Origin of the sequence: Agromyces mediolanus, from assembly GCF_014648575.1 — a bacterium.
GTDB classification, from domain to species: Bacteria; Actinomycetota; Actinomycetes; order Actinomycetales; family Microbacteriaceae; genus Agromyces; species Agromyces mediolanus.
In genome coordinates this window covers 499,697-512,463 of sequence record NZ_BMRJ01000002.1, presented here as the reverse complement: position 1 = coordinate 512,463, position 12,767 = coordinate 499,697, and the positions used below count along the sequence as shown (strand labels likewise).

12 protein-coding genes are annotated in these 12,767 nt (G+C 74.3%); 10 read left to right on the top strand and 2 right to left on the bottom strand.

Features of this window, described 5'->3' with window-relative positions; all coding sequences use genetic code 11:
• Positions 1-83: 83 nt before the first annotated feature.
• Positions 84-1,049 (bottom strand): LysR substrate-binding domain-containing protein, encoded by a 966-nt coding sequence (locus IEY71_RS12195; RefSeq protein WP_189085592.1) that lies wholly within the window; start codon positions 1,047-1,049, stop codon positions 84-86.
• Between the two features lie 82 nt (positions 1,050-1,131).
• Between IEY71_RS12195 and IEY71_RS12190 the strand changes: the two genes are divergently transcribed.
• From IEY71_RS12190 to IEY71_RS12145, 10 genes are all read left to right on the top strand, one after another.
• The gene (locus tag IEY71_RS12190) at positions 1,132-2,643 is read left to right on the top strand and encodes a 2-hydroxymuconic semialdehyde dehydrogenase (protein WP_189085591.1); all 1,512 of its coding nucleotides are present in this window, start codon (positions 1,132-1,134) and stop codon (positions 2,641-2,643) included.
• Complete coding sequence (locus IEY71_RS12185) at positions 2,640-3,455, top strand: 2-keto-4-pentenoate hydratase (RefSeq protein WP_189085590.1); 816 nt, start codon at positions 2,640-2,642, stop codon at positions 3,453-3,455. Before IEY71_RS12190 ends, IEY71_RS12185 begins: the two co-directional genes overlap by 4 nt.
• Positions 3,452-4,447 carry an acetaldehyde dehydrogenase (acetylating) gene (locus tag IEY71_RS12180; RefSeq protein ID WP_189085589.1) on the top strand — a complete coding sequence of 332 codons (996 nt, stop codon included), beginning with the start codon at positions 3,452-3,454 and terminating at the stop codon, positions 4,445-4,447. The genes IEY71_RS12185 and IEY71_RS12180 overlap by 4 nt, the downstream gene beginning before the upstream one ends.
• Positions 4,444-5,490 (top strand): 4-hydroxy-2-oxovalerate aldolase, encoded by a 1,047-nt coding sequence (gene dmpG, locus IEY71_RS12175; protein ID WP_189085588.1) that lies wholly within the window; start codon positions 4,444-4,446, stop codon positions 5,488-5,490. The genes IEY71_RS12180 and dmpG overlap by 4 nt, the downstream gene beginning before the upstream one ends.
• Entirely contained in the window at positions 5,487-6,290 is an 804-nt protein-coding gene (locus IEY71_RS12170; protein WP_189085587.1) for a 2-keto-4-pentenoate hydratase, read from the top strand. Before dmpG ends, IEY71_RS12170 begins: the two co-directional genes overlap by 4 nt.
• The gene (locus IEY71_RS12165; RefSeq protein ID WP_189085586.1) at positions 6,287-6,748 is read left to right on the top strand and encodes a RidA family protein; all 462 of its coding nucleotides are present in this window, start codon (positions 6,287-6,289) and stop codon (positions 6,746-6,748) included. The genes IEY71_RS12170 and IEY71_RS12165 overlap by 4 nt, the downstream gene beginning before the upstream one ends.
• Positions 6,745-7,269: a 3-hydroxyanthranilate 3,4-dioxygenase gene (locus tag IEY71_RS12160; RefSeq protein ID WP_189085585.1), complete on the top strand. Its 525-nt coding sequence runs from the start codon at positions 6,745-6,747 to the stop codon at positions 7,267-7,269. Before IEY71_RS12165 ends, IEY71_RS12160 begins: the two co-directional genes overlap by 4 nt.
• 5 nt (positions 7,270-7,274) lie before the next feature.
• Positions 7,275-8,267: an amidohydrolase family protein gene (locus IEY71_RS12155; RefSeq protein WP_189085584.1), complete on the top strand. Its 993-nt coding sequence runs from the start codon at positions 7,275-7,277 to the stop codon at positions 8,265-8,267.
• A 69-nt stretch (positions 8,268-8,336) separates the two neighbouring features.
• Positions 8,337-9,617 (top strand): kynureninase, encoded by a 1,281-nt coding sequence (kynU, locus tag IEY71_RS12150; RefSeq protein WP_189085583.1) that lies wholly within the window; start codon positions 8,337-8,339, stop codon positions 9,615-9,617.
• A gap of 118 nt (positions 9,618-9,735) precedes the next feature.
• Positions 9,736-11,298 carry a PucR family transcriptional regulator gene (locus tag IEY71_RS12145; RefSeq protein WP_229781718.1) on the top strand — a complete coding sequence of 521 codons (1,563 nt, stop codon included), beginning with the start codon at positions 9,736-9,738 and terminating at the stop codon, positions 11,296-11,298.
• 38 nt (positions 11,299-11,336) lie between these two features.
• Here IEY71_RS12145 and IEY71_RS12140 read toward each other — a convergent pair whose 3' ends face one another.
• Entirely contained in the window at positions 11,337-12,704 is a 1,368-nt protein-coding gene (locus IEY71_RS12140) for a GH1 family beta-glucosidase (protein ID WP_229781717.1), read from the bottom strand.
• Positions 12,705-12,767: the final 63 nt, after the last annotated feature.

Below are 12,767 nucleotides of genomic sequence, written 5' to 3'. Positions count from 1 at the left end.
ATGCGCCGTCCCCTTCAGCGTCGCCAGCCCGAGCGATGCTGTCCAATATCCTTTCGGCTTCGAGCTATGACCGGGAGGGCATATCAGCCGCGCGGCCCGGCCTCGCCCCGCGCGAACGCCTCCTCGAGCTCGGCGAGCTTCGCGCCCTCCTCGCGGAGGTGCCCGAGCAGCGCGGCCGCGGCCGGTGACGGGGCGCGGTCCTTCGGCAGCGTGACGCCCACCGAGCGCCGGATGGAGCTCAGCGCCGTCGGCAGGATGCGCAGCTCCCGGTCGTCGACCGCGATGAACATCGGCAGCGCGGCGATGACGTCGGTCGAGACGAGGAGGTTGCGCAGCGTCAGCATCGAGGTGCACTCCACGCGATCGGCCGGCAGCGGCAGCCCCTCCTGGAAGAACACCGCCTCGAGCTCGGCCCGGAGCGCGGTCTGCGCGACGGGGAAGATCCACGGGTAGGCGAGCAGCTCGGCGAGCGCGGTGCCGCGGCCGCCGTGCACCGGATGGCCCGCCCGCGCCACGAGCCGGATGGGCTCCTGGTGCAGCCGCTCCTGCTCGAGCCGCACGGGCACCGTCGGTGAGAGCCGGCCCACGGTGAGGTCGAGGTCGCCCGCGAGCAGCCACTGCTGCAGCGCGTCGGGCGTGCCCTCCCGCACGACGACGGTGAGCTTCGGATGCTCCGCCTTGAGCCCGGCGATCGCGCGCGGCAGCAGGAGGTTCGAGCCGGCGAGGTGGGTGCCGACCGTCACGGTGCCGAGCTGGCCGGCGCGCAGCAGGCGCACCTCCTCGCCCGCGGCGCGGAGCTCGGCGAGCACCGAGCGCGCCCGTTCGATGAAGGCCTGCCCGTAGGGCGTCGGGGTGACGCCGCGCGGCAGGCGCTCGAACAGCGGGGCGGCGAGCACCTCCTCGACCTCGCGGAGGCCGCGGGTGACGACGGGCTGGGTGATGTGCAGCGACTCGGCCGCGCGGACGAGCGTGCCCTCGTCGGCGATGGCGGTGACGAGCACGAGATGCCGGATCTTCAGCCGGCCGTCCAGGAGTCGATCGGTGACCATGCGGGGAACTATAGCCGGATGGGCATGGCAGCGCAGCAAGAGAGTATTTGTCGGCATCCCTGGTCCTTCCTAGCCTGAGGCCATGCCAGCTCAGACGACGTCGCTGCCGACCGCCGCGACCCCCGAGGCGGGGCCCGCGCCGCGCACGATCCGCAACTTCATCGGCGGCGTGCCGGTCGACGGCGTGGCGGGCTTCGACAAGTTCGACCCGGTGGACGGCAGCCGCATCGCGCTCGTGCACGAGGCCGGCGCCGAGCAGGTCGACCGCGCGGTCGCCGCGGCGCGCGCCGCGCTCGACGGCCCCTGGGGGCGGATGTCGGTCGCCGAGCGCGCCCGCCTCCTCCGCCGCGTCGCCGACGTCATCGACCGCCGCGCCGAGGAGCTCGTCGCGACCGAGGTGGGCGACACCGGCAAGCCGGAGACCCTCGCCCGCGAGCTCGACGTCGCCCGGGCCGCCGCGAACTTCCGCTCCTTCGCCGACACCGTCTCGGCCGCGGGCCTCGACTCGTACCTCACCGAGCTGCCCGACGGCCGCAGCGCCCTGAACTACGCGGTGCGCAAGCCCCTCGGCGTCGTCGCCGTGATCGTGCCGTGGAACCTGCCGCTGCTGCTGCTCACCTGGAAGCTCGCCCCCGCCCTCGCGACCGGCAACGCCGTCGTCGTGAAGCCCTCGGAGGAGACGCCGTCCTCGGCCACGCTCCTCGCCGAGATCCTCGTCGAGGCGGGCGTGCCCGCCGGCGTCGTGAACGTCGTGCACGGCTTCGGCGCGGGCTCGGCGGGCGAGGCGCTGACCCGGCATCCCGGCATCGACGGCGTGACCTTCACCGGCGAGTCCTCGACGGGCTCGGCGATCATGCGGGCCGTCGCCCCGCGGGTGCGCCCCGTCTCCTTCGAGCTCGGCGGCAAGAACGCGGCGGTCGTCTTCGCCGACGCCGACCTCGACCACGCGATCGCGGGCCTCGCCCGCTCCACGTACCTGAACACGGGCCAGGTCTGCCTCTGCACCGAGCGCATCTACGTCGAGCGCGCCGTGTTCGACGAGGTGGCCGCGGGCCTCGCCGAGCAGTCCCGCCGGCTGCGGCTCGGCCGCCCGGAGGACCCGGCGACGACGACCGGGCCGCTCATCTCGCAGGCGCACCGCGAGAAGGTGCGTTCCTACTTCGAGCTCGCGCTCGAGGAGGGCGCGACGGTGCTCGCCGGCGGCGGCGTCCCGTCGCTCGGCGCGGAGCTCGACGGCGGCGCGTGGATCGAGCCGACCCTCTGGACCGGGCTCGACCACTCGCACCGCACCGTGCGCGAGGAGATCTTCGGACCGGCGGCGGCGCTCATCCCCTTCGACACCGAGGAGCAGGCGATCGCGCTCGCGAACGACACCGACTACGGGCTCGCCGCCGTCACCTGGACGAGCGACCTCGCCCGCGGCCACCGGGTGGCGCAGCGCATGCGGGTCGGCATGTCCTGGGTGAACACCTGGTACCTGCGCGACCTCCGCAGCCCCTTCGGCGGCGTCGGCCTCTCCGGCATCGGCCGCGAGGGCGGCCACCACTCGCTCGAGTTCTACACCGAGCCGACGAACGTGTGCGTGCAGCTGTGAGCGCGACGGACGAGGCGATCCGCGCGGCCGACGCGCGGCTGCGCGAGGCGGCCGCGTCGCGCACGGCGTGCGCGCCCGTGCGCGAGCTCATCGGCGCGGAGGACCAGGATGCCGCGTACGCCGTGCAATCGCTCGGCATCGAGCGGCGGATCGCGGAGGGCCGGCGGCTCGTCGGCCGCAAGATCGGCCTGACCTCGCCGGCCGTGCAGGCCCAGTTCGGCGTGCACTCCCCCGACTACGGCGTGCTCCTCGACGACATGGTCGTCGCCGACCGCGAGCCGATGCCGCTCGACCGCTTCCTGCAGCCGCGGGTCGAGGCCGAGGTCGCCTTCGTGCTCGGCCGCGACCTCGACTCCCCCACGACGCACGTCGCCGACGTGCTGCGGGCCACCGAGTTCGTGCTGCCCGCGATCGAGGTCGTCGACTCGCGCATCGCCGACTGGAGCATCCGCATCGCCGACACGATCGCCGACAACGCCTCGAGCGGGGCGGTCGTGCTCGGCACCGTGCCCCGCAAGCTCGACGGGCTCGACCTCGCGGCGGCCGGGATGCGGCTCGACGTCGACGGCGACCCCGTCTCGACGGGCGCGGGCAGCGCCTGCCTCGGCAGCCCGGTGATCGCCGTGGCCTGGCTCGCGCGGGCGGTCGCCCGGCACGGCCGGCCGCTGCGCGCGGGCGAGATCGTGCTGTCCGGCGCGCTCGGCCCCATGGTCGCCGCGACGCCGGGCGTCTTCCACGCCCGGCTCGACGGGCTCGGCGAGGTGCGCGCCGACTTCCTCGCACCCCTCGACGAGACGGAGGCGGCGGCATGAGCACGGACGACACCGGGACGGGCGGCACCGCGACCGGCGGCACCGTCGGCATCGCCATCATCGGCTCCGGCAACATCGGCACCGATCTGATGATCAAGGTGAAGCGGCTGTCCGCCGAGCTGCACGTCGCGGCGATGGCGGGCATCGACCCCGACTCCGACGGCCTCGCCAGGGCGCGCCGGCTCGGCGTCGCGACCACCCACGAGGGCGTCGACGGGCTCGTCGCCCTCCCCGAGTTCGCCGACGTCGCGCTCGTCTTCGACGCGACCTCCGCCGGGGCGCACGTGCGCAACGACGAGGTCGTCCGCGCGCACGGCCGGCTGATGGTCGACCTCACCCCCGCCGCGATCGGCCCGTACGTCGTGCCGGTCGTGAACCTCGAACAGCAGCTCGCGGCGACGAACGTGAACCTCGTGACCTGCGGCGGCCAGGCAACCGTGCCGATGGTGGCCGCCGTCTCCCGGGTCGCCACCGTCGCCTACGCCGAGATCGTGGCCTCGATCGCCTCGAAGTCGGCGGGCCCCGGCACGCGCGCCAACATCGACGAGTTCACGCAGACCACGGCCCGCGCGATCGAGCAGATCGGCGGCGCCGAACGGGGCAAGGCGATCATCGTGCTGAACCCCGCGGAGCCGCCCCTCATGATGCGGGACACGGTCTACTGCCTCGTCGACGGGGCCGACGGCCCGCTCGACGAGGACGCCGTGCGCCGCTCGGTCGAGGACATGGTCGCGGCGGTCTCAGGCTACGTCGGCGGCTACCGGTTGAAGCAACGGGTGCAGTTCGACGCCGTCGACGAGGCCTACGTGCCCGCGCTCGACCGGCCCTTCCGCGGCACCCGGGTGACGATCCTCCTCGAGGTCGCCGGCGCCGGGCACTACCTGCCCGAGTACGCGGGCAATCTCGACATCATGACCTCGGCCGCCCTGCGCACCGCCGAGCGGCTCGTCGCCGAGCGGCGCCGGGCCCAGCTGACGGAGGTGCCGGCATGACCGCGGACGCGCCCCGGGTCTACGTGCAGGACGTGACCCTCCGCGACGGCATGCACGCCGTCGCCCACCGCTACACCGTCGAGGAGGTGCGCACGATCGCCGCGGCCCTCGAGGCGGCCGGCGTCGACGCCATCGAGGTCGCCCACGGCGACGGCCTCGGCGGCTCGAGCGTCGCCTACGGGCAGGGCGCGCACAGCGATTGGGACTGGATCGAGGCGGCCGCCTCGGTGCTCGAGCGGGCGCGCCTGACGACGCTGATCCTGCCGGGCATCGGCACGATCGACGACCTCGCCCGGGCCCGCGACCTCGGCGTGCAGAGCGTGCGCGTCGCGACGCACTGCACCGAGGCCGACGTCGCCGCCCAGCACATCGGCTGGGCGCGCGAGCACGGCATGGACGTGTCGGGCTTCCTCATGATGAGCCACCTGAACGACCCGGCCGGGCTCGCCCGGCAGGCGAAGCTCATGGAGTCGTACGGGGCGCACTGCGTCTACGTCACCGACTCCGGCGGCCGGCTGACGATGCACGACGTGGCCGAGCGGATCGACGCGTACCGCGAGGTGCTCGAGCCGGGCACCGGCATCGGCATCCACGCGCACGAGAACCTCTCGCTGAGCGTCGCCAACAGCGTGACCGCCGTCGAGCACGGCGCCACCCGCGTCGACGCCTCCCTCGCCGGCATGGGCGCGGGCGCCGGCAACACGCCGATCGAGGCGTTCGTCGCCGTCGCAGAGCTGCTCGGCTGGCAGCACGGCTGCGAGCTGTTCGCCCTGCAGGACGCCGCCGAGGACCTCGTGCGGCCGCTGCAGCGCCGACCCGTCCGCGTCGACCGGGAGACCCTCGCCCTCGGCTACGCCGGCGTGTACTCGTCCTTCCTGCTGCACGCCGAGCGCGCCGCCGAGCGGCACGGCCTCGACCCCCGCGACATCCTCGTCGAACTCGGCCGACGGCGCATGGTGGGCGGCCAGGAGGACATGATCGTCGACGTCGCCCTCGACCTCGTCGCCGCGCGCGACGCCGCCTCGGGCGGAGGCGCGGCGTGACCGCCGCGTCCGCCTTCGCGGCGGCGCTCGACCAGGCGCAGCGCACCGTCTCGCCCATCTCGCAGCTCGCCGGCGACGCGCCCATCGGGCTCGACCGCGCCTACGCCACCCAGCACGCCCTCATCGCCCGCCGGCTCGGCCGCGGCGAGCGCGCCGTCGGTGTGAAGCTCGGCTTCACGAGCCGCGCGAAGGCCGTGCAGATGGGCGTCGACGACGTCATCATCGGCACCCTGACCGATGCGATGCGGATCGAGGACGGCGGGGTCTTCGACCCGAGCCGCGCGATCCACGCCAGGGTCGAGCCGGAGCTCGCCTTCCTGCTCGGCGCCGAATTGGATGCCTCGGCCGCGGGCGACCCGATGGCCGCCGTCGCGGGGGTCGCCCCGGCGCTCGAGCTCATCGACTCCCGTTTCCGCGACTTCCGCTTCAGCCTCGACGACGTCGTCGCCGACAACGCCTCGGCCGCCGGCTTCGTGATCGGCCCGTGGACCTCGCCCGCGGCGCTCGGCGACGGCCTCGACAACCGGGCCGTGACACTCGAGTTCGACGGCCGGCAGACCGCCATCGGCTCGACGGGCGCGATCCTGGGCGACCCGAGGCGCGCGCTCACTGCGGCCGCCCGGCTCGCCGCCGCGCACGGCTTCGCGCTGCGCGCCGGCACCGTGCTGCTCGCGGGCGCCGCGACCGCGGCCGTGCCAGTGCCCGCTCGGGGACTCGTCGAGGCATCCGTCACCGGGCTCGGCCGGGTCTCGGTCCGCATCGGCACGACGACGTCCGCAGCGAAGGAGGAGACCGCATGACCGACGACGACCGGGGCATCCTGGCCGAGGGGCGCGCGGTGCCGCGCGGCCGCTTCCCGCACGCGCGGGTCGCCGGCGACTACGTGTTCGTCTCGGGCACCTCGAGCCGCCGCCCCGACAACACCATCGCAGGAGCCGACGCCGACGAGTTCGGGGCGACGCGCCTCGACATCGCGGTGCAGACGCGCGCCGTGATCGAGAATCTCCGTGCGGTGCTCGCCGCAGCCGGCTGCGAGCTCTCCGACCTCGTGCAGGCGACGAGCTACCTCGTCGACATGAACGACTTCGCCGCGTACAACGCGGTGTGGGCCGAGTACTTCGACGAGCAGGGGCCCGCGCGCACCACCGTCGCGGTGCACGCCCTGCCGCACCCACACCTGCGCCTCGAGATCCAGGGGATCGCGTTGCGCCCGACCACCGACCGAAGCACGACCGCCACTCTCGAGGAGGAGAAATGAGCACCATCCCACCCGTCATCGATTTCGCCGCGTGGATCAAGGAGCACGAGCACCTGCTCCAGCCGCCGGTGAACAACAAGCAGGCCTGGGAGCCCATGGGCGACTTCATCGTCCAGGTCGTCGGCGGCCCGAACCAGCGCACCGACTTCCACTTCGACCCCTACGAGGAGTGGTTCTACCAGTACCGCGGCAACATGCACGTGAACATCCAGACGGAGGACGGCCCCAAGCGGATCGACATCCGCGAGGGCGAGATGTGGCTGCTGCCCGGCAACGTCTTCCACTCGCCGCAGCGGCCCGAGCCCGGCTCGATCGGCATCGTCATCGAGCGCATCCGCGAGGAGGGCACGCTCGAGAAGTTCGCCTGGTTCTGCCCGAACTGCAACACGAAGGTGCACGAGGTGGAGCTGCAGGTGCGCGACATCGTCGAGGACCTGCCGCCCGTCTTCCGCGAGTTCTACGAGAGCGAGGAGGGGCGCACCTGCCCGCAGTGCGGCACGGTCCACCCGGGCAAGGGCTGAGCCCCTTGGGAACCATCGACGTCCACACGCACTCCGTGCCGAGCGCCTGGCCCGACCTGCGGACGCAGGCCGGGCCGGGGGTCTGGCCGTCGCTGCGGGTCGACTCGGAGCGCGAGGCGATGATCCTGCTCGGGGACGTCGAGTTCCGTCGCGTGGGCGCCGAGGCCTGGGATGCCGAGACGAGGCTCGCGGACATGGACGCCGACGGCGTCGAGCTGCAGGTCGTCTCGCCGACGCCGGTCTTCTTCTCCTACGACAAGACCGGCGACCAGGCCGCGAAGGTCGCCCGCATCTTCAACGAGCTGACGCTGGAGATCTGCGCGCCCGGCGGCGGACGGCTGATCCCGTTCGCGCAGGTGCCGCTGCAGGACCCGGACGCCGCGTGCGCCGAGGCCGACCGCGCGATGGCCTCGGGCCACGCGGGCGTCGAGATCGGCAACCACGTGGGCGACCGCGACCTCGACGACGCGGGCACCGTCACGTTCCTGCAGCACTGCGCCGAGCGGGGCATCCCCGTCTTCGTGCACCCCTGGGACATGCCGAGCTCGCCGCGGCTGGAGCGCTGGATGGCGCGCTGGCTCACCGGGATGCCCGCCGAGACGCACCTGTCGATCATCGCGATGATCCTCGGCGGCGTGTTCGACCGGGTGCCGCCGTCGCTGCGGATCGCCTTCGCCCACGGCGGCGGCTCCTTCGCCTTCTGGCTCGGCCGCTTCGAGAACGCCTGGCAGCAGCGCCCCGACCTCGTCGGAGTGAGCGAGCGGCCGCCCTCGGCGTACCTCGACCGCTTCAGCGTCGACTCCGTCGTGTTCGATCCGGCCGCGCTGCGGCTGCTCGTCGACACGCTCGGCGCCGAGCGCGTCATGGTCGGCAGCGACTACCCGTACCCGCTCGGCGAGCGGCCGGTCGGGTCGGTCGTCGAGCGGTCCGACTTCCTCGACGAGGCGCAGAAGGCCGCCATCCTGCACGGCAACGCGCGCCGCTTCCTCGGCCGCTGAGCGGAAGCCGCCGCGCCATCCATCCACCCACCGACCCCGCACGTCCCACCGAGAGCTCCGGAGCAGCGCATGACCCTCGACACCCAGGCCCGCCAGCCGATCGACCGCAGCACCTGCTCGGCGCTCGATGCCGCCGACCCGCTCGCGCACTTCCGCGAGCGCTTCGTCCTGCCGGACGGGGTCGTCTACCTCGACGGCAACTCCCTCGGTGCGCTCCCCCGGGCGACGGCGTCCCACGTCGCCCGGGTGGTCACCGAGGAGTGGGGGCAGGGGCTCATCCGCAGCTGGAACGACGCGGGATGGTTCGAGAAGCCGCTCGTGCTCGGCGACCGGATCGCGCCGCTCATCGGCGGGGCGCCCGGCGAGGTGACGCTCGGCGACTCGACGTCGGCGAGCCTGTTCCAGGCCGTGGTCGCGGCGGCGCGGCTGCGGCCGGGGCGACGGGCGATCGTCGCCGAGCGGGGCAACTTCCCGACCGATCTGTACGTGCTCGAGTCGGTGCAGGAGCTGCTCGGCGGCGACGCGCCGCTCGAGCGCCGGCTGATCGCCGACGACGGGCCGACCCTCGCCGAGGTGCTCGACGAGGACGTCGCGGTCGTCGTGCTGACCCACGTCGACTACCGCACGGGGCGGATGCACGACCTCGCCGAGGTGACCCGGCAGGTGCACGAGGCGGGCGCGATCGTCGTCTGGGACCTCTGCCACTCGGTCGGCGCGGTGCCCGTCGAGCTGAACGCCGCCGGTGCGGACTTCGCGGTCGGCTGCACCTACAAGTACCTGAACGGCGGGCCCGGCTCGCCCTCCTTCATCTGGGTCGCCGCACGGCACCAGGCCGAGGCGCGGCCCGCGCTGACCGGCTGGCACGGCCACGCCCGGCCGTTCGCCTTCGAGCTCGGCTACGCCCCGGCCGAGGGCATCGGCCGGTTCCGCGTCGGCACGCCGCAGCTGCTCGCGCTCGCGGGCCTCGAGGCGAGCCTCGAGCTCTGGGCCGAGGTCGACCTCGAGGCGCTGCGGGAGAAGAGCCTGCGGCTCACCGAGCTGTTCATCTCCCTCGTCGATGCCCGGCTCGGCGCCTGGGACGTCGAGGTCGTGACGCCGAGGCAATCGGCCCGGCGCGGCAGCCAGGTGTCGCTGCGCATCGGCGCGGCCGACGGCTACGCCGTGATGCAGGCCCTCATCGACGGCGGCGTGATCGGTGACTTCCGCGCGCCGGACCTCGTCCGCTTCGGCTTCGCGCCGCTCTACGTCTCGCACGCCGACGTCTGCGACGCGGTCGACGCCCTCGAGGACGTGCTCGCGAGCGGGCGCTGGCGCGAGCCGCGCTTCGCCCGCCGGGGTCTCGTCACGTAGGCCGAGCACGCAGGGCCCGGCTGTACACTCGGGGCTGATCCGTTCGACGCGGCGTACACCAGCTCGTGCCCCCGCCCGAGCTCGCGCCGTCGACGGAGGAGCCCTCCGAGGAGCCGCCGTGAAGCCCACCGTGCAGACCCTGCTCGACCGCCCCGAGCTGATGCTCCGCCTGCTCACCCCGGCGGACTCGCTGCCCGAGGGCGCGCTCGCCGCCCCGGTGACCTGGGCGCACAGCTCCGACCTCGTCGACCCCACCCCGTTCCTCGACGCGGGGCAGGTGCTGCTCACCACCGGCACCTGGCTCGGCGAGGAGCGCGAACCGCGGCCCGGCGGCGCCGCCGACGTCGGCGCCTACGTGACCCGGCTCCGCGACGCCGGCATCGCCGCGCTCGGCTTCGGCACGGAGGTCACCCGCGCCGGCACGCCCGCCGCCCTCGTCGAGGCGTGCCTGGCCTCCGGACTGCCGCTCTTCGAGGTGCCCTACCGCACCCCGTTCATCGCGATCGCGCGCACCGTCGCCGACCTCATCGCCGAGGACGCCTACGCCAGGCAGGCCTGGGCCCTGCAGGCGCAGCGCGCCATCTCGCTCGCCGCACTCCGCCCCGACGGGCTCTCGGCGACGCTCGCCGAACTCTCCAAGCGGCTCGGCGCCTGGGTGGGCCTCATCGACTCGACGGGCGGCCTCGACCGCGAGTTCCCGCTCGGCGGACTCGGCCAGCCCGCGCTCGGCGAGGTCGTCGGCGAGGCGCGCACCATGCTGCGCCGCGGGCAGCGGGCGAGCCGCGCGGTCGAGGCCGGCGGCACGGTGGGGCGGCCGCAGCGGATGACGCTGCAGACCCTCGGCTCCGGCGGCGCCCTGCGCGGCGTGCTCGCCATCGGCGACTCCCCCGAGCTCGACCAGGCCGGCCGCGAGGTCGTCACCTCGGTGATCGCGCTCGCCGGGCTCGCGCTCGAGCAGAACCGCGACCTCGACCGCGCCCGCGGGCACCTGCGCTCCGGCCTGCTGCGCTCGCTGCTCGCGGGCGACGTCGGCCTCGCGGCGGACGTCGCGGGCGAGATGTGGGGGCCGCTGCCCGAGGCGCCGCTCCGGGTGCTCGTGACGAGCGCGCCGGAGGACGGCATCGACCGGCTCGTCGAGCTCCTCGAGCTGCGGGTGGACGAGCGCGGCGGCCGCCTCTTCTTCGGCCGGGAGGCCGAGCACGTCGTCGTGCTCGCCGAGGAGCCCGACGCCGCCGAGCTCGCCGAGGAGCTCGCCGCCGAGTTCGAGCTCGCCGTGGGCGTCAGCGATCCGAGTTCGCTCGCGCAGCTCGCCGACGCGCAGGAGGAGGCCGTGCGCGGCTACGAGCGCGCCCGCGAGGCGGGCTCGGGCGTCGCGTGGTTCGACGACATCAGCCGGCAGGGCGTGCTCGCCTTCCTCGCCCGCACCGACGCGAGGGCGGTGGCGCGGGCCACGCTCGCCCCGCTCACCGAGTACGACCGCGAGAACGGCAGCACGCTCGTCGCGACGACGCGGACCTGGCTCGAGAACGGCGGCCAGTTCGACGCCACCGCGCAGGCGCTCGGCGTGCACCGGCATACCGTGCGCAGCCGGGTCGGGCTCGCCGAACGGCTGCTCGGCCGGGACCTCTCGGGCTTCCACGCGCGCGCCGACCTCTGGGCGGCGCTGCTCGCGGTCGAATAGGGCCGGCGGGGCCGGCGGCGCGGCCGCCGTACCGCGCGTCAGCCCGCGCGCTGCTCGGCGATCAGCCGGCGGTACCAGTCGAAGGAGTCCTTGCGGGTGCGCTCGCCGGTGTCGAGGTCGAGGTGCACGAGCCCGAAGCGCTGCGTGTAGCCGTCGGCCCACTCGAAGTTGTCGATGAGCGACCACACGTCGTAGCCGCGCACGTCCACCCCCGCCTCGATCGCCCGGTGCACCGCGCGCACATGGCCGTCGAGGTAGGCGATGCGCTCGGCATCCGCGACCCGGCCGCCGACCACCTCGTCGGGGTAGGACGCCCCGTTCTCGGTGATGGCGAGCGGCGGCAGCGCGTCGCCGTAGGCGTCGCGCAGGCCGACGAGCAGGTGTTCGAAGGCCTCCGGCACCACGGGCCAGCCGAAGCCCGTGACCGGCACGCCCGGGATCTCGACGGGCTCGAACGGCAGCCCGGCCTCGGCGAAGGGCGAGTCGGGCGCGGCCTCCGCCACCCGGGTGGGGTTGTAGAAGTTCACGCCGTAGAAGTCGAGCGGGGCCGAGACGAGCTCGAGGTCGCCGTCCTCGACGCCGGGGAACGCCTCGAGCCCGAGCGGCGCGAGATCCGGGTACCGGCCGAGCAGCACCGGCTCGGCGAAGATGCGGTTGTAGATCGCGTCGAAGGCGCCGGCCGCGGCGAGGTCGCCCTCGGCTTCGGAGGCGGGTTCGACGAGGGTGTGGTTGTTCGTGATGCCGAGCTCGGCGCCGGGGCGCGCGGCGCGGATCGCCTGCACGGCGAGGCCGTGGCCGAGCAGCTGGTGGTGCACCGTGGGCAGCGCGCCGAGCATGAGCGTGCGGCCGGGCGCGAGCTCGCCGAGGGCGTAGCCCTGCAGGGTCGTCATGGCCGGTTCGTTCAGGGTGATCCAGCGGCCGACCCGGTCGTCGAGCGCGTCGACGACGAGCGCCGCGTACTCGGCGAAGCGCGCCGCGGTGTCGCGGGCGAGCCATCCGCCCTCGTCCTCGAGCGCCTGCGGCAGGTCCCAGTGGTAGAGCGTGACGAGCGGGCTGATGCCGGCTTCGGCGAGCGCGTCGACGACGCGCGCGTAGTGGTCGAGGCCGGCCGGGTTCGCGGGGCCGCGGCCGTCGGCCTGGATGCGGGGCCAGGAGATCGAGAAGCGGTACTCGTCGACGCCGAGCTCGGCGAGGAGCGCGACGTCGTCGCGGAAACGGCGGTAGCTGTCGGCGCTCGTGCTCGCGTCGCGGCCGTCGAGGATGCGGCCGGGTTCGGCGGCGAAGACGTCCCAGATGGAGGCGCCCCGGCCGTCGGCGTGCGGGGAGCCCTCGATCTGGAAGGCGGCGGTGGCCGCGCCCCAGCGGAATCCGGCCGGGAACGCCGGCATCCTCGTCGTCTCGGCCATCGGCATCCTCGCCCTCCGGATCATCGGGGCCTCGTCGCCCCGAACTGGGTCGCTTGACCCACT